At 70.4% G+C, this 21,084-nt stretch carries 23 protein-coding genes and 1 tRNA gene; 10 read left to right on the top strand and 14 right to left on the bottom strand.

Annotation, left to right across the window (positions count from 1 at the left end; translation table 11 throughout):
• Positions 1-7: 7 nt before the first annotated feature.
• From NLX83_RS26935 to NLX83_RS26920, 4 genes are all read right to left on the bottom strand, one after another.
• Complete coding sequence (locus NLX83_RS26935) at positions 8-493, bottom strand: PaaI family thioesterase (RefSeq protein WP_254237972.1); 486 nt, start codon at positions 491-493, stop codon at positions 8-10.
• A gap of 14 nt (positions 494-507) precedes the next feature.
• On the bottom strand, positions 508-2,154 hold the full coding sequence (locus NLX83_RS26930) for an AMP-binding protein (RefSeq protein WP_256564465.1): 1,647 nt from the start codon (positions 2,152-2,154) through the stop codon (positions 508-510).
• Positions 2,155-2,176: 22 nt separating this feature from the next.
• A complete protein-coding gene (locus NLX83_RS26925; RefSeq protein WP_254237970.1) occupies positions 2,177-2,893 on the bottom strand; it encodes an alpha/beta fold hydrolase in 717 nt (238 codons plus the stop codon).
• A 163-nt stretch (positions 2,894-3,056) separates the two neighbouring features.
• Positions 3,057-3,938 (bottom strand): NmrA family NAD(P)-binding protein, encoded by an 882-nt coding sequence (locus NLX83_RS26920; protein ID WP_254237969.1) that lies wholly within the window; start codon positions 3,936-3,938, stop codon positions 3,057-3,059.
• Positions 3,939-4,061: 123 nt separating this feature from the next.
• Here NLX83_RS26920 and NLX83_RS26915 point away from each other — a divergent pair, with 123 nt between their 5' ends.
• Positions 4,062-4,934 carry a LysR family transcriptional regulator gene (locus NLX83_RS26915; RefSeq protein WP_254237968.1) on the top strand — a complete coding sequence of 291 codons (873 nt, stop codon included), beginning with the start codon at positions 4,062-4,064 and terminating at the stop codon, positions 4,932-4,934.
• A 45-nt stretch (positions 4,935-4,979) separates the two neighbouring features.
• Complete coding sequence (locus NLX83_RS26910; protein WP_254237967.1) at positions 4,980-5,597, top strand: NADPH-dependent F420 reductase; 618 nt, start codon at positions 4,980-4,982, stop codon at positions 5,595-5,597.
• Here the strand turns inward: NLX83_RS26910 and NLX83_RS26905 are convergent.
• The 5 genes from NLX83_RS26905 to NLX83_RS26885 are packed head-to-tail and all read right to left on the bottom strand — an operon-like array spanning position 5,594 to position 8,581.
• Positions 5,594-6,091: a peptidylprolyl isomerase gene (locus NLX83_RS26905; RefSeq protein WP_254237966.1), complete on the bottom strand. Its 498-nt coding sequence runs from the start codon at positions 6,089-6,091 to the stop codon at positions 5,594-5,596. The two genes, NLX83_RS26910 and NLX83_RS26905, sit on opposite strands and share 4 nt — an antisense overlap.
• A gap of 37 nt (positions 6,092-6,128) precedes the next feature.
• Positions 6,129-6,818 (bottom strand): hypothetical protein, encoded by a 690-nt coding sequence (locus tag NLX83_RS26900; protein WP_254237965.1) that lies wholly within the window; start codon positions 6,816-6,818, stop codon positions 6,129-6,131.
• A 3-nt stretch (positions 6,819-6,821) separates the two neighbouring features.
• On the bottom strand, positions 6,822-7,310 hold the full coding sequence (locus NLX83_RS26895; protein WP_254237964.1) for a MerR family transcriptional regulator: 489 nt from the start codon (positions 7,308-7,310) through the stop codon (positions 6,822-6,824).
• 7 nt (positions 7,311-7,317) lie between these two features.
• Positions 7,318-7,917 carry a class I SAM-dependent methyltransferase gene (locus tag NLX83_RS26890; RefSeq protein ID WP_254237963.1) on the bottom strand — a complete coding sequence of 200 codons (600 nt, stop codon included), beginning with the start codon at positions 7,915-7,917 and terminating at the stop codon, positions 7,318-7,320.
• A 40-nt stretch (positions 7,918-7,957) separates the two neighbouring features.
• Positions 7,958-8,581 (bottom strand): hypothetical protein, encoded by a 624-nt coding sequence (locus tag NLX83_RS26885; protein ID WP_254237962.1) that lies wholly within the window; start codon positions 8,579-8,581, stop codon positions 7,958-7,960.
• A 282-nt stretch (positions 8,582-8,863) separates the two neighbouring features.
• On the opposite strand from NLX83_RS26885, the gene NLX83_RS26880 reads away from it, so the two are divergent.
• Positions 8,864-8,934 (top strand) — tRNA-Cys (locus tag NLX83_RS26880).
• Between the two features lie 223 nt (positions 8,935-9,157).
• Positions 9,158-9,646 (top strand): GNAT family N-acetyltransferase, encoded by a 489-nt coding sequence (locus NLX83_RS26875; RefSeq protein ID WP_254237961.1) that lies wholly within the window; start codon positions 9,158-9,160, stop codon positions 9,644-9,646.
• On the opposite strand, the gene NLX83_RS26870 is transcribed toward NLX83_RS26875, so the two are convergent.
• The 3 genes from NLX83_RS26870 to NLX83_RS26860 are packed head-to-tail and all read right to left on the bottom strand — an operon-like array spanning position 9,627 to position 12,399.
• Entirely contained in the window at positions 9,627-10,460 is an 834-nt protein-coding gene (locus tag NLX83_RS26870) for an alpha/beta fold hydrolase (RefSeq protein ID WP_254237960.1), read from the bottom strand. The two genes, NLX83_RS26875 and NLX83_RS26870, sit on opposite strands and share 20 nt — an antisense overlap.
• The gene (locus tag NLX83_RS26865) at positions 10,457-10,894 is read right to left on the bottom strand and encodes a helix-turn-helix domain-containing protein (RefSeq protein ID WP_254237959.1); all 438 of its coding nucleotides are present in this window, start codon (positions 10,892-10,894) and stop codon (positions 10,457-10,459) included. Before NLX83_RS26865 ends, NLX83_RS26870 begins: the two co-directional genes overlap by 4 nt.
• A 50-nt stretch (positions 10,895-10,944) precedes the next feature.
• Complete coding sequence (locus NLX83_RS26860) at positions 10,945-12,399, bottom strand: carboxylesterase/lipase family protein (RefSeq protein ID WP_254237958.1); 1,455 nt, start codon at positions 12,397-12,399, stop codon at positions 10,945-10,947.
• A gap of 92 nt (positions 12,400-12,491) precedes the next feature.
• Here NLX83_RS26860 and NLX83_RS26855 point away from each other — a divergent pair, with 92 nt between their 5' ends.
• The 3 genes from NLX83_RS26855 (at position 12,492) to NLX83_RS26845 (ending at position 15,716) form a co-directional block, all read left to right on the top strand.
• Entirely contained in the window at positions 12,492-13,673 is a 1,182-nt protein-coding gene (locus NLX83_RS26855; RefSeq protein ID WP_254237957.1) for a site-specific integrase, read from the top strand.
• A 44-nt stretch (positions 13,674-13,717) separates the two neighbouring features.
• Positions 13,718-14,671 (top strand): helix-turn-helix transcriptional regulator, encoded by a 954-nt coding sequence (locus tag NLX83_RS26850; RefSeq protein ID WP_254237956.1) that lies wholly within the window; start codon positions 13,718-13,720, stop codon positions 14,669-14,671.
• Between the two features lie 226 nt (positions 14,672-14,897).
• Positions 14,898-15,716 carry an alpha/beta fold hydrolase gene (locus tag NLX83_RS26845; RefSeq protein WP_254237955.1) on the top strand — a complete coding sequence of 273 codons (819 nt, stop codon included), beginning with the start codon at positions 14,898-14,900 and terminating at the stop codon, positions 15,714-15,716.
• Here the strand turns inward: NLX83_RS26845 and NLX83_RS26840 are convergent.
• Both NLX83_RS26840 and NLX83_RS26835 read right to left on the bottom strand, forming a co-directional pair.
• Positions 15,697-16,584, bottom strand: a complete 888-nt coding sequence (locus tag NLX83_RS26840) for an alpha/beta fold hydrolase (RefSeq protein ID WP_254237954.1) — start codon at positions 16,582-16,584, stop codon at positions 15,697-15,699. The two genes, NLX83_RS26845 and NLX83_RS26840, sit on opposite strands and share 20 nt — an antisense overlap.
• Positions 16,585-16,793: 209 nt before the next feature.
• Positions 16,794-17,321, bottom strand: coding sequence for an ArsR/SmtB family transcription factor (locus NLX83_RS26835; RefSeq protein ID WP_254237953.1), 528 nt, complete (start codon positions 17,319-17,321; stop codon positions 16,794-16,796).
• Between the two features lie 84 nt (positions 17,322-17,405).
• Here NLX83_RS26835 and NLX83_RS26830 point away from each other — a divergent pair, with 84 nt between their 5' ends.
• From NLX83_RS26830 to NLX83_RS26820, 3 genes are read left to right on the top strand one after another with little or no spacing between them, the layout of a single operon-like run.
• Positions 17,406-18,761, top strand: coding sequence for a M20/M25/M40 family metallo-hydrolase (locus tag NLX83_RS26830; RefSeq protein ID WP_254237952.1), 1,356 nt, complete (start codon positions 17,406-17,408; stop codon positions 18,759-18,761).
• Positions 18,758-20,563, top strand: coding sequence for a S9 family peptidase (locus NLX83_RS26825; protein WP_254237951.1), 1,806 nt, complete (start codon positions 18,758-18,760; stop codon positions 20,561-20,563). The genes NLX83_RS26830 and NLX83_RS26825 overlap by 4 nt, the downstream gene beginning before the upstream one ends.
• Positions 20,564-20,596: 33 nt before the next feature.
• Positions 20,597-20,980, top strand: coding sequence for a VOC family protein (locus NLX83_RS26820; protein ID WP_254237950.1), 384 nt, complete (start codon positions 20,597-20,599; stop codon positions 20,978-20,980).
• Positions 20,981-21,084 lie beyond the last annotated feature (104 nt).

Genomic DNA, 21,084 nt, shown 5'->3' with positions numbered 1-21,084 from the left:
GCGTTCCCTACCTGTCCACTCCGACCAAATAGGCCGAGAGCTGTTCTTGTTCTTGCGGATCAACCGTGACCAACGCCCGCATCTGTTCCGGCCTCGCCGTGGCGAACGTGCCGGCCACCAGTGCGCACGCGTCACCGGTCTCGTCGCAGACATCGGCTTCGGCGGCGTAACCACCGGCCCACGAGCCGGTGAGGCGAGCGACGATCCGGTAGGGCTTGTCGACGAGGACCGGCCGGACGAACCGGGTCCTGAGCGAGGTGGACAGCGCCAGCACCCGGCACTCCATCAGGATCAGGTTCGCCATCAGGTCGTCGGCGGCCGCGCCGATGATCCCGCCGTGCACGATTCCCGGGTAGGAACAGAAGTCCTCGTCGAAGCGGACGTGGCATTCGGCACCGCCGCCGTCGACTCGCCGCGGGTCCAACCGCAGCCCCCTGGGGTTGTCGGGAGCACAGCCGAAGCAGCGGAACCAGCTGGCGTTCCGCAGGGGCATCGGGTGCGCCCCGCTCACGGCGACGTCCCGATCATTCCGCGCACCAACCCGCGCTGCCACTTCCCACTGGTCGTCCTCGGCAGCGTTCCTCTGCCGACCACGTGCACGCGCACCGCGGTGAGGCCGAGGACTTCGGAGATCCGCTCCCTGATGCGCGCCGGCACCCCTTCGGCCACCGCGTCATCCGGGTTCTTGGCCTCGACGACGATCGTCAGGTGCTCGCTGTCATCGGGCACGGCGACGCAGCGCCGCCGGTCGACGCCGGGAACGTCGCGCACCACGGCTTCGACGTCGGCGGCGAAGTAGTTCTGCCCCTTGACGATGACCATGTCCTTCAGCCTGCCCGCGACGTACAGCTCACCGAGGTGCCAGAAGGCCAGGTCCCCGGTGCGGAACCAGCCGTCCTGAAAAGCGACCCGATTCGCGGCGTCGTCTCGATAGCCCTCGGTGACACCGGCGCCGCGGATCTGCACCTCACCCAGCGCCAGTTCGCCCAGGGGTTCACCGGGTCCGTCGACCAAGCGCACGGCGATGCCCGCGACGGGACGACCCACCGAGACCACCGCCTTCGCGTTGCGGTGATCTCGCGGCACCACCACGACCTGCCCGGCGCCTGCCAACCGGTCGCGGTCGACGTGCAGGACCCTGGGCGGCGTTCCCGGCTGCGGGAAGGTGACCGCCAAGGTCGCCTCGGCCATCCCGTACACCGGGTACATGACCGACCGATCGGCGCCCGCGGGCGCGAACCGTTCCGCGAAGGCAGCCACCGTGGCCGCCGAAACCGGCTCCGCACCGTTGAAGGCGATCCGCCAGCGGCTGAGATCCATGCCGCTGACGAGTTCTTCGCCCACGGCGTCGAGCAGGAGGTCGTAGCCGAAGTTCGGACCGGTCATCAAGGTGCCGCCCTGCTCGGCGAAGTACGTGAGGAAAGCGGCGGGACGCCGGATGAAGCCGACCGGGCTGAACGTGTGCGTCGCGGCGCCGGACATCATCGACGCCAGCCAGCCGAACAACCCCATGTCGTGGAAATGGGGCACCCAGTGGATGAACACGTCGTCGGGGTTCAGCCCGGCGGAGACGGAGATGGACCGCAGCCCGGCGAGCACCGTGGAATGGCGCAGCACCACGCCCTTGGGCGCTGAGGTGCTGCCCGAGGTGTACTGGACGACGGCGATGTCTTCGGGTGACGCCCGCGGCAACGCGATATCCAGATCCCGTGCTTGACCCGATTCCGATGGCGTCTCCAGCACGACGAGAGCGGGACGGCGGGAACGGATCAGCTCGGCGAGCGGCCGCTGCGCCTGGTCGGTGAGCAGAAACCGCATCTGGCCCGCATCGACCAGGGTGACGAGCCGGTCGGCCAGCTGATCGGAGTCCCGCATCGCGGCAGGCGTCGGGATCACGCTCACCGCGGCGCCGGCGGCCGTTACCCCGACGATGCCCACGAGCACCTGCGGACCTGTTGAGGAAAGGAACCCGACGAGGTCTCCTCGTCCGACACCTTCAGCGACCAGCACGCAGGCGAACCGGTCCACTTCGGTCGCGAGCCGGCCGATGGTCATGTGTATTCCCTGTTCGGGAAACACCACGGGAACGTCGGGCCAGGAATCCGCGCAGGCCCGCAATGCCTCGGGCAGGCTTCCCGCTGCTAAAGGCAACATATCGCACACTTCTCCCACGTGGTCATGCGGTGAAGACTCTTGCGACCCGGTCCATGTCCTTCGGGAAGTGGGCCTGGCCGGGTACGACCTCGTACCGCGCGTCCGGGTAGAGCGTGCGCAACGCCTCGACGCTGCGCACGTATTCGGCGGTACTGCGTTCGCCCCGCAGCAGCGTCATCGGCGTCGCCATCCCCGCCCAGTGCCGAACGGGCATCGTCATCCCGGTCGTGCACTCCAGGTCGACGATGAGGCCAGGTACGAGATGCGCCAGCTGGGCGAGGGTCGTGTCAGCGGGGCCCGCGTCGCGCACAGTGGGAGAACCGCTCAGCGCGAGGGCGAGGCGCACCGCGTCCTGCGGTCTGTCCCCGGCGACGGCGCTCCGACAGCGCCGGAGCATAGGGCCCAGCACCTTGCCGAGCAGGACTATTGGCGGCTCGTACAGCGCAATCCCCGCGATTCGCGCCGGATCGGCGAGGGCGGCGGACAAACCGACCAAGCCGCCGAAGGAATGTCCGAACAGCAGTGCGGGTCCTGGAAGTTCTCTCAGCACGGCGACGAGGTCCTCGACCTGGCGCTCGAACCTCGCAGGCCGCGGTCCCGGTTCGGTCATCCCGTAGCCGCGGCGGCCGACCAGCACGACCGTGTACTGGTCGATGAGCAGTCGAACAAGCGGCAGGTACATCTCAAGTGGTGCCAGCGTCCCGGGCACCACCACCAACGGCCGACCCTGTCCGTGCACCAAAAAGCGAATATTCGTCCCGTCTTCGGAAACCACATTCCTCTCGCGCATCGCGACGCTTCCTCGGATCTCTTCGAAGTTGGCGGAGATTCCACCGCGCTGCCAGTACTTAGCTGGCAGAATGTGCGTTTGAGCTTCAGTGTTGAGCTTCAATGAGGTGTCGCTACGGGTCAAGCCGACCAGGCTCAATCGCTGTCAACGTCGAACGGCCGATAGTCCGAGCCGCGAACTCCTCGATGGTGACCCGGCCACGTTCAGGAGTGCCTTCGAAGCGGATGTGGCCGCTGTTCATGCCGTCCCACAGCTCCTCCCACGTGGCGACGGCCGCCGCGGGGATACCGAAACCGGTCCTGAGCGCGGTGGACCACTGCTCCCTGGGAATGGCCTCCGCCTTCACCGGGTGGCCGAGAGCGCTGCCGAATCCATCAGCGATCTGGCGCGCGGTGTAGTCCACAGGCCCGGCCAGCTCGACGACGCGAGTGCCTGTGCTGAGCAGTTCGCGCACCACAATGGCCGCGATGTCCTCCGGCGCGACGTTCGGAATGGGCCGATCGAGATCGAGGAAGCTGGGCAGCACCCCGTTGCCCAGCGCCTCCGTGTCGCCCAGCCAGTTCGTCATGAAGTTCCCGGGCCGCACGAAAGTGGCATCGAGTTCGGCCAGCTCGGACTCCATGATGTGGGCGGTGAAGATGTTCCCGGTTCCCTTGGGCAGCTGTGCGCCGATCGAGGAAAGCACCACCGCACGCGCGCCCGTCGCCGCCAAGGCGCCGCGGTAGGCCGCGGTGACCATGCGAGTCTCGGCGAACATGTCATCGATGGTGTACGGGGGCGGGTTGAGCACGTAAACCCCATGTGCGCCAAGGAAAGCGTCGGTCAGCGACGACGCGTCCCGCACGTCGGCGACGGCCACCTCGGCTCCGGCGGCTCGCCACTGCTCGGCGTTGCGGTCCGAGCGCAACAGCACTCGGACGGGGTGTCCCTCGGCGAGCAGAGCGCGGGCCACGGCTCCACCGGTGCTGCCATTGGCGCCTGCGACTACGAACACGGTGTGTCCCCTTCACGGGTCTGGACGATCAAGGCCCCGCAAGCCTGTGGCCGAGGCGCGCCGCGCGTCCAAGACCTGTTTCAGATGTGGTCATGCGTTTCAGGCATCACATAAGGTCAGCCCGTGGAGCACGATCTCGATCTGCGGCTCGTCCGGTACTTCACGGTGGTCGCCGAACACCGGCACTTCGGGCGCGCGGCGGAGTCGCTGCGCATCGCCCAGCCCTCGCTGAGCCGCCAGATCAGGCGCCTTGAGGAGTGCGTCGGCGCCCGGCTGCTCGACCGCACGCCGCGGGGCACCGAACTCACCGAAGCCGGAACCGCCTTCCTGCCGCTGGCGACAGCGTTGCTCAGCGACGCCAAGGCGGCCGCGGCACGGGCGAGGTCGGTCGCCGAACCCCGGATCATCACGATCGGCTTCACCGCCGGGATCAGCGTCACGCCCGCGGTGAGCGCGCTCCGACGCCGCCACCCGCACGCGGAGGTCCGCACGACGTTCCTGGCCTGGCACGAACCACGTGAGGCATTGCTGGAGCACCGCGTGGACGCTGCCGTGGCGCGGCTGCCGTTCGCCACCGACCGGCTCCAGGTCACCGTGCTCTACGACGAGCCGCGCGTGCTCCTGGTCCCGCTCGACCACTGCCTCGCCGGTAAGGAGATGGTGACCCTCGACGACATCGTCAACGAGCCGATTCCCCGGCACCACAACGAGGAATGGGACGCCTTCTGGCGCATCGACCCCCGGCCGGACGGACGCCGCGCCCCGGAAGGACCGCTCGCGGAGTCCATTGAGGACAAACTCGAACTCGTCGCTGGCGGACAGGCGGTCGGCATCCTCCCGGCGGGCGCGGCGGCCACCTACATCCGCGAGGACGTCACCACCGTGCCGCTCGACGGCGTCGAGCCGTGCCACGTCGTGCTCGCCACCCGCGCGAAGGACCGCGGTGAGCTGGTCTCCGCCTTCGGCGTCGCCGCGCGCGGGCACCTCCGGCGCTGACCAACGCACCGATTGGTACGTATCGGCCTGCCTACCGTTCCCGGTATGCGAATTGGAATCCTGGGAACTGGAACGCTCGCGGCGGCTCTCGCGGAGAGCTGGGCGCGGGCCGGGCACGACATCGAGGTCGGCGGCCGGTCGCCGGAGAAGGCGCTGGCGATCGCCGAGAAGGTCGGCGGCCACGCGGCGCACCCGCGAGAAGTGGTGCGGGACAAGGACTCTGTGCTGCTGGCCGTGTCGTGGAGCGGGATCGAGGACATGCTCCGGAGCGCGGGAGCGACCGAAGGGGCGCTGCGCGGCACTCCGGTGATCGACCCGACGAACGCCGTCGAGCACGGGGTCGGCGTGCTGCTGGCCGAGACCTCCGCCGCCGAGCGCGTCGCCGAACTGGCGCCGGGCGCGCACGTGGTGAAGGCGTTCCACCTGTTCGCCGCCGACCAGTGGACCAGGCCCGACGCCTCGCCGGTGACCGTCGCGATGTGCGGCGACGCCCCGGAGGCGGTGCGGGTGGCCTGCGGCCTGGTGCGCGACGCCGGGGGGAATCCGGCGGTGTTGGGACCGCTGAGCCGCGCTCGGCAGCTGGAGGAGGCCGCCGGATTCGTGATCGGGCTGGCGTTCTCCGGGTTCGACCCCAACTCCGCCGTTCCCCGTGTGGGGAGCTAGAACACCTCGGCCTTGGTGATGACGACGTCCTCGACCGGAACGTCCTGGTGGCCGCCGGAGTTGCCGGTCCGCACGCCCGCGATGCTGTCCACAGTGGACTGCCCGTCGACCACCTTGCCGAACACCGCGTAGCCCCAGCCCTGCGGCGTCGGCGCGCTGTGGTTGAGGAAGTCGTTGTCCGAGGTGTTGATGAAGAACTGCGCGGTGGCCGAGTGCGGGTTCGGCGTGCGGGCCATGGCCACCGTGTAGTGGTTGTTCTTCAGGCCGTTGGTGGCCTCGTTCTCCACCTGGGCCCCGGTCGGCTTCTGCGACATGCCCGGCTCGAAGCCGCCGCCCTGGATCATGAAGTTCTTGATCACGCGGTGGAAGATCGTGCCGTCGTAGTGGCCCTTGTTCACGTAGTCGACGAAGTTCGCCACCGACTTGGGCGCCTTCTCGGCGTCCAGTTCGAGGACGATCTCGCCGTGGGTGGTGTGCAGCTTGACGTTGGTCATGACCACGATCCTGCCAACCCCACCGGCGGCTCGCGGATCAGGGCCCGATCTCCTGCCGCCAGGCCAGCCGGGCGCCGGGGATCGCGCAGATCGTCTCGGCCACCTCCAGTACCGGGGCGTAGATCGCCGGGTGGCAGGTCCTGAGGTGGCCGAGCAGCTCCAGCTGGGCCGCGGCCAGCCGGTCGAGGCGCTCCTGGACCTGCTCCATCGGAGGATCGTTCTCACACCATTCGGTGAGTTCGCCGACCGTGCCGCAGATGGTCTTCCACGCCGTGGAGTGCGCGATGCCGATCGGGATCTCCGTGCGGCGCACCGACTCGACGATGTCGTAGACGATCAGGCCGCTGTCGTCGCGGACGTGCTGGAGGCACCGGCGCCGCCAGGACAGCGACATGCCGACCGCCGTGCGCGGCCACAGGTCGGCCAGGGCGAGCACGGTCGGCGCGGCCTCGTCTGCGGGCACGGTGCCCTCGATGACGGAGGCGATCTCGGCGTAGGCGGCCGAGCTGGGCTGGACGGCCAGCCACGCCGCCCACTGCGCGAGCAGTTCGACGTTCACCCGGGCCCCGTCGGGCAGGATTCTGGCCGCCAGCCGGTGGAAGCGGGCGCCCCGCAGCCGCTCGTCCCCGAGCGCGAACTTGTCCAGCCACGCGTCGAGCCCGGCACCGATCGCCTCGGCGGCCGGGTGCACTCGCTGGGCGTCGGGACGGACCCGGGCTCCGGACATGCGTCAATTCTGTGTCTTGCGCACGCCGGGAGACAGTGGTCGGACGGATGAATCACCGGGTGGGGTCGTTCGACCGCGCATCGCGCTGATCTGGGCCCGCACGCTGCCGCGGAACACCGGGCACTCCCCGAACGACGGATCGGGGCACTCCAGCGCGTGGGTGAGCACGGCCCTGGCCCGCTCGGCCTCGGCGATCCGCGCCTCCAGCTCCACCAGCTTCGCCTCGGCCAGCTCGCGCCAGCCCCGGCCGGGCATCCCGGTCTCGGCGTCCACGCAGCCAGACACCTCGGCGATGGTGAACCCGGCCTGTTTGGCCAGCTCGACCACTGCCAGCCGAGCAAGGATGTCCGGGGCGTAGACGCGCCGCCCGGCGCCGTCCCTGGCAACGGAGGTGATCAGGCCCTCCCGCTCGTAGAAGCGCAGGGTCGAGGTCGGCAGCTTCGTCGCCGCGACGACCTCGGCGATCGTCAGCACCTGGGAGGAGCGGATCATCGTGTCCCTATTCCGGTGTGCGCGCGGTGAACGCGACGGACTTGCCCTTCTCCGCCCGCGCCCGCCAGTGCCGGGCCGAGCCGAGTCCCGCGCGGTGGCACACCTCGGTCGTGTCCCGCACCCAGGACTCGACGTCCTGGCCGGTGGTGCGGGTGATGGCCCAGTCGTGGGTGTAGGAGACCAACCGGCCGCCCGGCCGCAGCACCCTGGCGACCTCGCGCAGAGATGTCTCCAGCGGCTCCCAGAACTGGATGGTGTTGACGGTGATCGCCGCGTCGAAGTCGCTGTCGGGGAACGGGAGCGCGTCGGCCTTGCCGCGGTGCAGCTCGATCCGGCCGTCGGCGACCGCGCGCCTGTTGCGCCTGGTCGCCGCGCGGAGCATCACCGCGGACGGGTCGATCCCGGCGATGTGGCCCTCGGGGAGCCGCTCGGCGAGCAGGCGGAGACCGACGCCGGGACCGAACCCGACGACCAGCACCCGGTGGTGCGGTCGTGGGTCCAGCTCGGCGACGGCCTCCGCCTCCGCGGCCCGGTTGCCACCAGCCATGATCAGTGCCGAGATCCGGCCGAGGAGGCCGTCGAAGATCCGGTCGGGGTTCACTGCCATGGCTCGACACTCTCAGTTGAACCGCGGTTCAACGCAACCGCTAGCTGATGTGCTTGTAGCGGCGCGGCTCCCACTGCCCCTTGTTGGTGAAGAACGGGTAGGGGATCTTGCGGTAGGCGGTGCCGCCCTGGCTGCTCGACTGGTCGTAGGCCCAGTAGTGCGTCCGGTTGGCGTTGGCCCACTTCTCGAACAGGATCACGTGCCGGGTGCGGTTGGTGCCGTGCCAGTCGATCATGATGTCGCCGGTCCGCAGCTCGGCCTTGGTGATCTTCGTGGTGTAGCTCTGCGCGAGGCCGACGGTGTTGGTGCCGCCGTACCTGCCCTTCGGCAGCTTCCACGCCATCGACACGTAGCCGGAGCAGTCCTGCCGGTAGCCGTCCCGCCACTTGCGGGCCTGGCTGTAGGGGACCTTGCGGCCGCCGTTGGCGGTGAGCCACACCTTGGCGCGCTGGATGACCTGCGCCCTGGCGATCCGCTCGGCCTCGGCCCCGGGTTCCAGGGTCTCCTCGTGCGGGATGGCCTCCGGCCCTTCGGGGCCGATCCCGCCGATCTCGCCGCTGAGGTCCCGGGCGGTCCCGGCGGGGTCGGCCAGCGCCACCGCTGGGACGGCGGCGCCGAGCGCCAGGCACGCCACCAGCGCGCCGGCGATGCTTGCTGTTCTCATGGGTCCACCTCGATGTGCAGGGGGTAGGTGGTCGATCGATGCACAGCATCACGCAGTGCGGTTAAGCACCGCATAAGCACCGCCTAGGAAAGCCGCCCCGTAAACCGTAGAAGAGAATTGTTGACGCGCCCCGCGATAAAGGGCATAGTGGTCGGCATGCAGCGCATCGACCTCCTCTGTTGTCGTCCCGGCTCTCCGCCGTGACCTCAGTGTTCGGTCATGCCTGGGAGCCGCCGGTCGACTAGTCGACACCGGCGGTTTTTCTTTGTCGTACCTTTTTTCGGCCAAGTGCCCGAGTGGTTAGGGAGCCGCCTGCAAAGCGGTCCACGCCGGTTCGATTCCGGTCTTGGCCTCAAAGCAATTCGCCCACATCCGGGAACTCAGGCGGGCTCCCAGCCTGCGCACGCTCAGCAGCGCAGCCGATGTCGAGCACCCGGTCGCGGGTTGCGACGGTCGCGAGCACGGCGTCGTAGCGGGCGTAGTTGTCCGCTCAGTGGTTGCCGTCGTAGCCGCTCCACACTCCGACCTCCCGAAAATCTGTCGCGGGCGCGGCGCCCCTCGCAGAGACTCGGCACCGTGTTGATCAGAGAAGCAGTCGACGGTGACTGGCCGTCGATCTGGCCGTTCCTGCACGAGATCGTCGCGGCCGGGGAGACCTACAGCTGGCCGACCGACGTGGACGAGGTCACCGCGCGGGAGATGTGGATGCCCGACGCCAAGAGCCGCACCGCCGTCGCGGTGGACCCCGACGGCACCGTGCTCGGCTCCGCGCGCATGTACGCCAACCACATGGGGCCCGCCTCGCACATCGCCAGCGCGAGTTTCATGGTCGATGCCGCCCACTCCGGCCGGGGCGTCGGGCGGGCGCTCGGCGAGCACGTCATCGACTGGGCCGGGACCGCGGGCTTCCGGGGCATCCAGTTCAACGCCGTGGCGGAGAGCAACACGCGCGCGGTGTCGCTGTGGCGGTCACTGGGCTTCGAGGTCATCGGCACCGTGCCGGAGGGCTTCCGGTCCTCCGCGCACGGTTACGTCGGGCTGCACATCATGTACCGGAAGCTGTGAACCCGATCGAGGCCGGGACGTGCGCTGACAGGTCGTGACCGGCGTCGACCACGTGGACGGACGCGTGCGGCAGGACCTCCTGGAACCGCCGGGCGGTGTCGGCCGAGTCGAGCATCGGGTCGTGCTCGCCGACGATCACGTCGACCGGCATGGTCAGCCGCCGCAGCACCTCGTCGGAGAACGTGGGAATCCGCATGCGCGGCTTGAAGTGCTTGAAGATCAGCACGACGGCGTCCACCACCTTCGGGTCCACCTCGCCGCCCATGGCCGTCTTCACGGACTTCCGCAGCCCCCGCTCACCCGCGAGGCTCATCGCGACGAGCTTGAGCAACAGGCCCCTGGGCCGCCTGCCCACCCCGGCGGGCGTGAGCAGCGCGAGCCGGGACACCCGCTCCGGCCGCCGCGACGCGTAGTCGATGGCGAACCACCCCCCGAGGGACATCCCCATCACCGGCACCGGGTTCTTCAGGCCGAGGCCGGTGAGCACGTCGTCCAGCCACCGCGCGTACGCCTCGCTGTCCAGCGGCGGGCGGTTCGGCGCGCTCAGCCCGGGCTCTCCGATCACGTCGACGGCGTAGACGCGGTGGTGCTCGGCCATCTCGACGGCGTTCGCCAGCCAGTTCGTGGCGTTGGCCCCGGAGCCGTGCAGGGCCACCAGCGGCGGCGCGTCGGCCTTGCCGAAGACCAGCACGAAGGTCTCGCCCTCGCTGGTCGGCAGCAGCACGCGCTCCGCCGGGACCGGCCAGCGGTCCAGGACCTCCTGGTACTTGCTCTCGACCTGCTCGCCACCGCCGGTGGTGCGGTAGATCATCATCGGTTCCCCTCCAGGAACTCGCCGATCAGCTTGATCACGTCCGCGGTCAGCTCGGGCTCGCCGATCACGACGATCTTGAGGCTGGCCCGCTGCTCGTCGTAGATCGTCTGCACCCGCAGCATCCCGCCACCGGGGCCGCGGCCGTTGAGCGAGCCGGTGATGCCCATGCTCACCCGGCTCGCCTCGGCCTGGCCGATCGCGTCGACCTGGACGACGGCGGAGACCTCCACGTGCCGGGTGCGCCGCGCGGACTCCCGTGGCGTCGCGGGCACCCCGCCCCCGGTCAGTTCCTCCAGGTCGGAGCGGCTGATGCGGTACTGCTTGCCGATCCGGACGGCCTTCAAGCGCCCCTCGCGGACGTAGTTGCGCACCGTCCGCACGTGCAGGTTGAGCCGCTCAGCGACCTGCTCAACCGAGTACATTTCTTCCGTCATGTTCCCCAACGTACCTCATTGAGGGACAGATAGGGAGCGATAGGGAAGGTTTAGGTAAACCAGGTGCTCGAAGGCCAGGTCGCGTCGCCCCACGCCAGCCGCTCTTCGCGTCGCGGGTCGAACTCCAGCCGGGGACCGGCCTCGCCGAGGACCAGCACCGCGCGCTTCTCGGCGTCGTAGGCCCGCCAGCCCGGATCGCCATCGCGGATGAACGACACCCACGCCCGGTGCATCTGCTCGCCGAGCTCGACGCGCTCCGGCTTGGGCGAACGCGGCGCGCGCATCCCCGGCAGCGGCTCCGGGACACCCCACGCCATCGCCGTCTCCGTGCCGTGACCGCCGTCGAGCTCGCGCGTCAGGCCGGGCGCGGCCACGTCGACCCGGTAGCGGTGGACGGTGGCGAACCGCGACTGCGCGTCGGCGAGGCGCTGCGTCGGGATGCCGTAACGCTCATCCCCCATCGCCGCGACCATCGCGGCAACGTCGCTGGTCAGGCCGCGAGTGCGCCGATACGCCTTGAGCAGCGCCTCGTACCCGTCCGCGCCGAGGATCGACCCGATCACCGCCGCCGCGGGCGCGGTCACCTCCTCCGCCCCGTACATCGCGGCGTACAGCCCCGCCTCGTTGCCGTTGTTGCCCACCAGCAACGGCACTCCGGCCGCGCTGCCCGCCGCGATCAGCTCGATCGGGACCGCGGGCAGCACGTCGGGGTGGATGGTCGGCCGCCACAACCACAGCGCTTCCATCCCGGACTGGATCCGCTCCTGCGCGGCGACCACCTCGTCGGCCGGGAGCGCGCGGGCGGCTTCGGCATCGGCGCAGCCCAGCTCGTCCAGCAGCCTGCGCCCGACCGCCGCCCCGACCTCCGGACCGGAGACGTGATCACCGCCGCCGCTGCTGGAGATCGCGCGGGCGAACAGCCCCTTCGCCGCCGGGCTCGCCATGAGGTTCGCGACGCCCTTTGCCCCGGCGGAGACGCCGTAGACGGTGATCCTGTCCGGGTCGCCGCCGAACGCCGCGATGTTCTCGCGCACCCAGCGCAGCGCCGCGATCTGGTCGAGCAGCCCGCACACGCCCGAGTCCGGTTCGCCGTCCAGCCGCGCGAACCCGAGCGCGCCCAGCCGGTAGTTGATCGTCACGACCACGATGCCCGCCCTGGCGAACGCGGCGCCCTCGCCCATCTGCCGCGAGCTGCCCGTCCGGTAGCCGCCGCCGTGCAGCCAGAACAACACCGGCCTGCCCTCGCCGGGCTCCTTCGGCGCACACACGTTGAGGTAGAGGCAGTCCTCGTCGGCCGGGTGCTTGCTCGATCCCGGCGCGTTGACCGGCTGCGGCGCTTGCGGCCCGAACTCCGACGCGTCGCGCACGCCCTCCCAGCTCGGCGCGGGGCGCGGGGCCCGCCACCGCAGGTCGCCGACCGGCGGGCTCGCGTAGGGAATTCCGCGCCACACAACGTGATCGTCGTGCTCCACCCCGCGCAACGCGCCTTGCCGCACATTCACCATGACGGGGAGCCTAGGCTCCTTGGCCCCCTTATCCGCCCAAACCCGGCGCTGGCGCGCAGAGTCCTGGCGCACGGTTGACCTAGAATCCGATCATGGGCGAACTGATCCCGCTTCCGGAGCCGGTTCGCGTCGCGCTCGGTGACCGGCCGCGCAGCGTCCTGATCGACTCGGCCGCGCTCGCCCAGGTGCGGGCGCGCTTCGCCGACGCGCAGGCCGAGGCGCTGGCCAAGTACCTCGAAGAATCCCAGTCCCCCAACACTTTGCGGGCCTACCGCGCCGACTGGATCGGCTGGGCGGGCTGGTGCGCCCGGGAGGAGCGCCAGGCGCTGCCCGCCGATCCGCTGGACGTGGCCGTGTACCTCGCCGCGGCGGCGGAGGCCCGCGCCGACGACGGGGCCCGCTGGGCCTTCGCACCGTCCACTTTGGAGCGCAAGGCCGCCGCGATCGCCGCCGTGCACGCCGCGAACGGCCTGCCGTCGCCCACTCGCTCGGACGTGGTTCGCTTGACACTGCGTGGAATTCGCCGCAGCCGCCGCGCGCAGCCCAAGCGCAAGCGGCCCGTCCTGCTGCACACGCTGACCGAACTGCTGGCGCAGCTGCCCGAGCCCGGTTGGCCGACCGAACCGGCGCGCAGGCGCGACGCGCTGGTGCTGCTGATCGGCTTCGCCGGGGCGCTGCGGCGCAGTGAGCTGGCGACGATCTGCCTCGACGACGTGGACGTGCAGACCGATCCGGGCACGGGCGAGCCGGTGCTGATCATCAGGCTGCCGGTGACCAAGACCGACCCGACCGGCGTGCGCCAGCAGCAGGTCGCGCTGCCGCGTGGCCAGCGCCCGGACACCTGCCCGGTGTGCGCCTACGTGGCGTGGACGGAACTGCTGGAGATCCCGACACACGAACAGCTCCGGTCGCACGCCTTCACGACGACGAAAGTCCATCGCTGCCACGGCTTTCAGGGCACCGCGCTCAGCGACGGCACCGGACGCCCGTTGTTCCCCTCCGTGAGCAAGCACGGCCGGATCTCCGCCAAGGCGATGTCCGGCCGCGCCGTGGCGGAGCTGGTCAAGCGCTACGCGGCGAAGGCAGGACTCGATCCGCAGTTGTTCTCCGGTCACTCGTTGCGCGCGGGCTTCGCGACGCAGGCGGCACTCGGCGGGGCCAGCGACCGCGAGATCATGCGCCAGGGCCGCTGGGCCAACCCGCGCACGGTGCACCGCTACATCCGGATCGCCACCCCGCTCGAAGACAACGCGGTCACCAAGCTCGGCCTGTGAGAACTAGGACGAGGCCTGTCACCTTTCGGTGAGAAGGTGGGCGCATGGGAGACACGCCAGGGCGGCTGCTGAGCCTGTTGTCGCTGTTGCAGACCCCACGGGAGTGGCCGGGCAGCGAGCTGGCCGAGCGGCTGGAGGTCAGCCTCCGCACCATCCGCCGCGACATCGACCGGCTGCGGTCCCTCGGCTACCCGGTCGAGGCGACGATGGGCTCGATCGGCGGATACCGGCTGATCGCGGGCGCCGCGCTGCCACCGCTGTTGCTCGACGACGACGAAGCCGTCGCCATCGTGGTCGGACTGCGGACCGCCGCCGGGCACGCCGTCGCGGGTATCGAGGAGTCGTCCGTGCGGGCGCTGGCCAAGCTCGAACAGGTGCTGCCGTCGCGGCTGCGCTACCGCGTCGGCGCGCTCAACTCCGCCACTGTGCCGGTGCTCTCGACGCCGGGGCCCGTGGTGGAGCCGAGCGTGTTGACCGTGCTCGCGGCCGCGATCACCAACCACGAGCGGGTGCGTTTCGCCTACCGCGCCGCCGACGACACGGACACCAAGCGCCACCTCGAACCACACAGCCTGGTGCCATCGGGGCGGCGGTGGTACCTCGTCGCGTTCGACCTCGACCGCGACGACTGGCGCACGTTCCGGGTGGACCGGATCACCGAGCCGCTCGCGACCGGTGCTCGCGCCACCCCGCGCACCCTGCCCGCCGCGGATGCCGCGGAGTTCCTGACCAGCAAGATGTACTCGCTCGCGCCGACCTACAGCGCCGTCGCGACCGTGCACATGCCGTCGCGCGAGCTGTCCGCGCGCTTCGCCGGTCAGATCGAGGAGATCTCCGAGAACACCTGCCGGGTGCGCACCGACGCCGACACCATCGAGTGGCTCGCGCTGCGGCTGACCATGCTCGGCTGCGAGTTCGAGGTGCACGAGCCGCCCGAACTGGTCGAGCACCTCCGCGGCCTGGCCGAACGCGTCACCCGCGCCACCTCGACCCACTAGAATCTCCCGCATGCTCCTAGCCCACTGCCCCCAATTCATCCGCTGGGCTAGCTAGAGAACTCCCGTTTCGTACTCATAACGGGATTTGAGAGCGCTCTTTTTCCTGCCATGAGTACGAAACGGGAAAACGGCGCTGGGGCGGGTTGCCCTCTCGGGCGATGATCGGTGCTCGGTGTCGGTGGTCGCGCTTACGATCGGGCTCCCTCGACGAACGGAGCGCGAACCCATGCCCCAGACGGTGCGATCGGCCGACGGCACGCCCATCGCCTACGACCGCCTCGGTGACGGCCCGCCGCTGATCTACGTCGGCGGTGCGACGATGACCCGCAACTCCGATCCCGAACTGCCGAAACTGCTGGCCGAGCACTTCACCGTCTACTGCTTCGACCGCAGGGGCCGCGGCGACAGCGGCGACCCGATGGCCCCGGGCGCGCCCGCGCAGAACGAGGAGCAGGCTGCGGCGGGCGAGGTCGAGGACGTCGCCGCGCTCATCGCCGAGGCGGGCGGGGCGGCGATGCTCTACGGCATGTCCTCCGGTGGAGCACTGGCCCTGGAGGCGACCGCGTCAGGGCTCCCGGTGACCCGGCTAGCGATCTACGAGGCGCCGTTCGCCGAGGACACCCCCGCGCAGCGCAAGGGCGCCGCCGAGTACGCCACCCGCCTCACCCAGCTGCTGTTCGAGGGCAGGCGCGGCGATGCCGTGGCGCTGTTCATGAGCATCACCGGAATGCCCGACGAGACCATCGAGCAGATCAAGAACATGCAGACCTGGCCCGCGATGGAGGCCGTGGCGCCGTCGCTGGCCTACGACGCGGCGGTGCTGCGCTACTACTCCAGGGGCGGCACCGTTCCCCTGGAGAGCCTTGCCGCCGTCACCGTCCCCACGCTCGCGATGAGCGGCGGCGACAGCCCCGCGTTCTTCGGCTCAGCAGCACAGAAGATCGCTGACGGCGTGCTCAACGGGGAACATCGCGTGCTGGCCGGGCAGACCCACTACGTGGACCCGCACGTGCTCTCCGCCGCGCTCATCGAGTTCCTGCGGTAGCCCGCAGGATCTGCTCCGCGTGCGTCCACAGGATCGCTCCGCCCGCACTGTCCACAATGGTCCGGCGGGCGGTGGGCAGGCGTTTCGCCAGTGACTCGCCGAAGTCCGGGGAGTGCACGGGGCTCGTGTCCTTCGCGCCGAACCAGAGGTCGACCGCAACGGTGACCGCGGCGAGGTCGAAGGACCACGGGCGCATGGCCAGCACCGTGTCGCGGGCGTAGCCAGCCGGTCCCCGCGCGAAGCACTCCGCCATCGCCCTGCGGTAGACGCGGGCGAAGTTCGGTCCGGTGTAGACGGAGCGGTCGTCCTCGCCGCTCATCGTGATCACCATGTCCCACATGGCGTGCGCGCTCATCCCGGAGAACAGCTCCGCCGCGGCGGCCGGGTCGTTCACGGCGAGGTCGACCATCCGCCGCACGTCCGGGACCAGGCGATCGGCGAACACCGGGTTGGCCAACTCGTCGCCCGCGGACACCAGGGCGACCGGCCCGGTGATCCCGGCCGCGGCGCACGCCAACGCGAACGGTGCTCCCTGGGAGAACCCCACGACGGCGGGCTCGGCGATCTCGCGCGCCTTGAGGAGCTGCGCGATGTCGTCGGCCCAGTCCGTCAGCTCGCGATCGGGCCGCGGGTCGGAGTCACCGAGCCCCGGCCGATCGACCGAGATCAACCGCACGTTCAGCGGGTGCACCACGTCGGTGCCGAAGCCGAGCCACCGGCTGGTCGCGGCGCCGGGGCAGCACAACACGGGTCGGCCGTCCTCGGGGCCCCACTCCGCCCAGCCCAGCATCCTGTCGTCCGGCAACCGCGTCCGCCCCAACCGCTCCGGCTCCGCGACACCGTTCTCCACACCGTCCACATCAGACACCCAGCCGCCTGCTCTCTCCCACCGTGAAGCGAATTCCACCCACCCCACCCACCAAGCTTGCCCTCAGCCCACCCTCCCCTCACTCTGGTCTCGCGGGGGATCCGAAAACCCCCGCGCAGGGACCCTCGATCACCCCGTTTCGTACTCATAACGGGAAAAAGAGCGCTCCCAAATACTGCTATGAGTACGAAACGGGAAAAGCGGCTGGGTCAGGGGTGGGCGGGGCGGAGTGCGATGGACCAGAGGTAGCTGAGGGGCTCGCCGGTGGGATCCTCGCGGGCCTCGAACTCCGCGAGCAGGTCGCCGAGGCGCCGCTTCAGCTCGTCCTGGGACGCCTCGGTCAGCCGCAGCACGCCGCGGGCGATGTCCCGGCTCGCGTCGGGTCCGGCCTGGGCGAGTTCGGCGCGGTGGGCGGAGAGCAGGGCGAAGTCCCGCTGCTGCACCAGCTCCGCGGCGTCCAGGTCGAGCGCGACGAGGCCGCGCGTGCGACCGGTCGCGCGGTACGGGCGCTCCAGGGAGCCGCGCGTGCCGGTGCGCACCTCCGACGCTTCGAGGAACTCCGTCTTCACGAGGGCGCGGACGTGCCGGAGCGTGGTCGCGGGGGACATCTCCAGCTGCTGGGCGATCTGCTGGTTGGTCAACGCCTGGTCCAGGCACAGCCGGAGGATCCGCCAGCGCAGCGGGTGGCCGAGCACCTTCAGCTCCGCCACCGTCGCCGTCCGGATGGGTCGTGACATCCGGGCAGGTTAACCGATGTCTGCTTGTCCGCACCGCGCGTTCGTGCTACCGATTTCACTTTCTGCAATCACTGGGAGGTGCCGGTGGACGCACTGATCGACCAGGTCCGGCTCTGGGTGGCCGACCGCGCGGAGAACCTGATCACCGAGCTGGGCGCCTGGGTGGCGCAGCCCAGCGTCAGCCGAACCGGTGAGGGCATGCCCGAGGCGCTGCTGCACGGGCTGGACCTGCTGCGCGCCAGCGGCCTCGAACCGGAGGTGGTGCCCACCGACGGGATGCCCGCGCTCGTCGGGACCGCGGACGGGCCGACCGGAGCCCCGCACGTGCTGATCTACGGGCACTACGACGTCCAGCCCGCGGGCCCGCTCGACGAGTGGATCTCCCCGCCGTTCGAGCCCGAGATCCGCGATGGCCGCATGTACGGGCGCGGCACGGGCGACAACAAGGGCCAGCACCTCGCGCAGCTCCTGGGTTTGCGGGCGCTGCGCGAGCTGACCGGCGGCCTGCCGTGCCGCGTCACCGTGCTGCTCGACGGCGAGGAGGAGGTCGGGAGCCCCTACCTGGCGCAGGTGGTCCAGGAACGGTTCGCCGACGACCGGCCTGACCTGGTGTTGTGGAGCGACGGGCCGGTGCACGAGTCGGGCCGCGCGTGCGTGGTGCTGGGCGTGCGCGGCATCGTCACCTTCGAGCTGCGGGCGACCGGACCGCGCGAGCCGCTGCACTCCGGCAACTGGGGCGGCGTCGCGCTCAACCCCGCGTGGCAACTCGTGCAGCTGCTGGCGACGATGCGCGACGCGGACGGCAACGTGCTGGTCAAAGGCTGCACCGACGGCGTGGACCCACTGTCCACAGAGGAGCGAGCGGCGCTGCGCGCGTTACCGCTCAACCTCCCCGAAGTGCTCGCCGAGATCGGGACGAGGCGGCTGGAGCCCTCGCCGCTCGCGGGCTACTACGAGCGGCTGACCGCGCCGACCTTCACGATCAACTCGCTGAGCTGCGAGGACGGCGACGAGCACCGCACGGTGATCCCGAGCGTCGCGATCGCCCGGTGCGATATGCGGCTCGTCGGCGGACAGCAGGTCCCGGACGTGATCGAGGCGCTGCGGAGGCACGTGGCCGAGCACGCGCCGGACGTCGAGTTCATCCCGGGTGGCTCGATGTCGCCCTCGCGCACGCTGCCGGAGACGCCGTACACCCGCGCCGTGCTCGCGGGCACCGAGCTCGGCCTCAGCGAGGTGCCGCTGCTGGTGCCCGCGCTCGGCGGCAGCCTGCCGATCGCCGCGTTCACCGACGTGCTGGACGTGCCGTGCTACGGCGTGCCGCTGGCCAACGCCGACGAACGCAACCACGCGCCGAACGAGAACATGGAGATCGACCGGTTCCTCAACGGGATCGTGGCCGCCGCGGCGATCCAGCACACCCTGGGCGGGCCGCGATGATCTTCGACGACCTCGGCGGGTTCGCCCCGAGCCCGGACGGCGCGCTGCTGGCCTACATCTCCGACGCGAGTGGATCACCACAACCGTGGTGCCTGCGCCTGGACGGCGGCGAGGCACCACGACTGTCCGAAGTGGACGGCACGGTGACCAGACTGGCCTGGCGCCCGGACGGGAGCAGGCTGCTGGTCCAGGTCGACCCCGACGGCGCCGAGAACTACCGGCTCGCCGAGATCGACCTGGACAGCGGTGCCGTCGAGTGGCTGACCAGCGCGGACACCCGCGTGGAGATCGGCGTGCCCTACGCCAGCTCCGGCGATCCGTACAGCCCGGACGGCCGCCTGCTGGCCTACGCGAGCAACGCCAGGGACAGCACGGTCTTCGACGTCCTCGTCCGCGACCTCACCACGGGCGCGGTGACCACCGTGCTTCAAGCGGGTGTCGAGGTCAGCGAAGACCGCTACCTGCCGATGTTCTTCTCCCCCGACTCGCGCGCACTGCTGGTGCTGCGGCTGCACCAGAACACCGAGCACGACCTGTTCGTCTGCCACCTCGACAACGGCGCGATCGAGCACATCACGCCGCACGAAGGCCCGGCGAAGTTCCTGCCGGCGGCGTGGTCGGCGGACGGGATCTACGTCTGCACCAGCCTTGACCGTGATCACACGGGGCTCGCGCTGCTCAAGGCGGACGCCTCGCTGGAATGGCTGGCCACCCCGGAGCACGACATCGACGGCGCGGCGCTCTCGCCCGACGGCTCGCGGCTCGTGTGGGGCGTCAACGTCGCGACCTACACCCAGCTGGAGTGGCTGAACCCGAAGACCGGCGAGCGCGGGACCGTCGACGGACTCCCCCGCTGCGTGGCCATGCAGGAGTTCGGCTACGACGGGCAGACCGCCCACCTGCGCGGCGACGAGCTGTTCGTGCTGGTCAGCAGGCCGACCGCGGCAAAGGACGCGTGGTCGGTGAACCTCGCGACCGGCCGGGCCCGACAGCTCACCGACTCCGGCCCGGACCTGCCGGACGACCTGGTCGAGCCGGAGGTGGTCCGCTTCCCGAGCGCGGACGGCCGCACCGTGCACGGCCTGCTCTACCGCCCGCGCGGGGTCTCCAGGGCCGGGGTCGTCGTCGACGTCCACGGCGGTCCGGAGCACCAGACCCGGCCCTGGTTCTCGTCGATGACGCAGGCGCTGCTCGCGCGCGGGATCGGCGTGCTGGCGACCAACATCCGCGGCTCGTCCGGGTACGGGCTGAGCTACCAGCGCTTGATCTACCGCGACTGGGGCGGGGGCGACCTCGACGACCTGGCGGGCGCCGCCGCGTACCTCAACGGGCTGAGCTGGGTGGACGGTCAGCGGCTCGGCGTGTTCGGCGCGTCCTACGGCGGCTTCGCGGCACTGAGCTGCGTCACCAGGCTGCCGCAGCTGTGGCGCGCGGGCGTGTCCATCTGCGGGGTGTCGGACCTGGTCAACGACGTGCGCACGTTCCCGCCGACGTGGCGCAGGCGGGCGAAGGACTGGCTCGGCGATCCCGACGACCCGGCGGACCTGGCGCGGCTGCGCGAGGCCAGCCCCTACCTGCACGCGCATCGGCTCCGGGCGCCGCTGCTGCTCGTGCACGGGATCAACGACACGCGGGTGTCGATCAAGGAGTCCGACCGGATGTACGCGCGGCTGGTCGAGCTGGACCTGCCGGTGAAGCTGGTCCGGGTGGACGGCGAAGGGCACGTGGTCGCCGACCGCGACACCAAGGAGAACGAGGAGGAGATGGTCGTCAACTGGTTCGCCAGGCACCTCGCGCCTTGACCTCGAGCAATGTCGAGGTCCTACGGTCGGACCATGACCGTGCAGCTGAACCACACCATCGTCAATGCCACCGACCGGGCGGCCACCGCGCGCTTCCTGACCTCCGTCCTCGGGCTGCCCGAGGCCACGGAGTTCGGCCCGTTCCTGGCGGTGCAGACCGACAACGACGTCTCGCTCGACGTCATGCACAACTCGGACGAGTTCACCAGGCAGCACTACGCGTTCCTGGTGGAGGAGGACGAGTTCGACGTGATCTTCGGGCGCATCCGGGAGCGCGGGCTGGAGTACTGGGCCGGTCCGGGCCACCGGGGCGCCGGTGAGATCAACACCAACGACGGCGGCCGGGGCGTCTACTTCGACGACCCGGACGGCCACCTCCTGGAGATCCTGACCCGCCCCTACGGCTCCGGCGCATGAGTGACCCAGGTCACATCGCATGTCGGGAACACCGGGGCGAGATCATGAGTTGATCAGCTGGGGCGGTGCGGACCGTGTCCCCCGGGCCTACCTCGGGCCGTCGC

Origin of the sequence: Allokutzneria sp. A3M-2-11 16, from assembly GCF_024213555.1 — a bacterium.
Taxonomy (GTDB): domain Bacteria; phylum Actinomycetota; class Actinomycetes; order Mycobacteriales; family Pseudonocardiaceae; genus Allokutzneria.
The sequence above is the reverse complement of the archived record's forward strand: the minus strand, read 5'-3'. Positions and strand labels throughout refer to the sequence as shown.

What these genes read in the sequence shown, in the direction of transcription:
- NLX83_RS26820 (WP_254237950.1), top strand. Translation starts at nt 20,597, where the DNA reads ATGACCGTGCAGCTGAACCACACCATCGTCAATGCCACCGACCGGGCG.
- NLX83_RS26870 (WP_254237960.1), bottom strand. Translation starts at nt 10,460, where the DNA reads ATGATGATCTACCGCACCACCGGCGGTGGCGAGCAGGTCGAGAGCAAG.
- NLX83_RS26850 (WP_254237956.1), top strand. Translation starts at nt 13,718, where the DNA reads ATGGGAGACACGCCAGGGCGGCTGCTGAGCCTGTTGTCGCTGTTGCAG.
- NLX83_RS26845 (WP_254237955.1), top strand. Translation starts at nt 14,898, where the DNA reads ATGCCCCAGACGGTGCGATCGGCCGACGGCACGCCCATCGCCTACGAC.
- NLX83_RS26855 (WP_254237957.1), top strand. Translation starts at nt 12,492, where the DNA reads ATGGGCGAACTGATCCCGCTTCCGGAGCCGGTTCGCGTCGCGCTCGGT.
- NLX83_RS26825 (WP_254237951.1), top strand. Translation starts at nt 18,758, where the DNA reads ATGATCTTCGACGACCTCGGCGGGTTCGCCCCGAGCCCGGACGGCGCG.
- NLX83_RS26890 (WP_254237963.1), bottom strand. Translation starts at nt 7,917, where the DNA reads ATGGCAGTGAACCCCGACCGGATCTTCGACGGCCTCCTCGGCCGGATC.
- NLX83_RS26865 (WP_254237959.1), bottom strand. Translation starts at nt 10,894, where the DNA reads ATGACGGAAGAAATGTACTCGGTTGAGCAGGTCGCTGAGCGGCTCAAC.
- NLX83_RS26930 (WP_256564465.1), bottom strand. Translation starts at nt 2,154, where the DNA reads ATGTTGCCTTTAGCAGCGGGAAGCCTGCCCGAGGCATTGCGGGCCTGC.
- NLX83_RS26900 (WP_254237965.1), bottom strand. Translation starts at nt 6,818, where the DNA reads ATGTCCGGAGCCCGGGTCCGTCCCGACGCCCAGCGAGTGCACCCGGCC.
- NLX83_RS26895 (WP_254237964.1), bottom strand. Translation starts at nt 7,310, where the DNA reads ATGATCCGCTCCTCCCAGGTGCTGACGATCGCCGAGGTCGTCGCGGCG.
- NLX83_RS26835 (WP_254237953.1), bottom strand. Translation starts at nt 17,321, where the DNA reads ATGTCACGACCCATCCGGACGGCGACGGTGGCGGAGCTGAAGGTGCTC.
- NLX83_RS26885 (WP_254237962.1), bottom strand. Translation starts at nt 8,581, where the DNA reads ATGAGAACAGCAAGCATCGCCGGCGCGCTGGTGGCGTGCCTGGCGCTC.
- NLX83_RS26860 (WP_254237958.1), bottom strand. Translation starts at nt 12,399, where the DNA reads ATGGTGAATGTGCGGCAAGGCGCGTTGCGCGGGGTGGAGCACGACGAT.
- NLX83_RS26910 (WP_254237967.1), top strand. Translation starts at nt 4,980, where the DNA reads ATGCGAATTGGAATCCTGGGAACTGGAACGCTCGCGGCGGCTCTCGCG.
- NLX83_RS26935 (WP_254237972.1), bottom strand. Translation starts at nt 493, where the DNA reads ATGCCCCTGCGGAACGCCAGCTGGTTCCGCTGCTTCGGCTGTGCTCCC.
- NLX83_RS26905 (WP_254237966.1), bottom strand. Translation starts at nt 6,091, where the DNA reads ATGACCAACGTCAAGCTGCACACCACCCACGGCGAGATCGTCCTCGAA.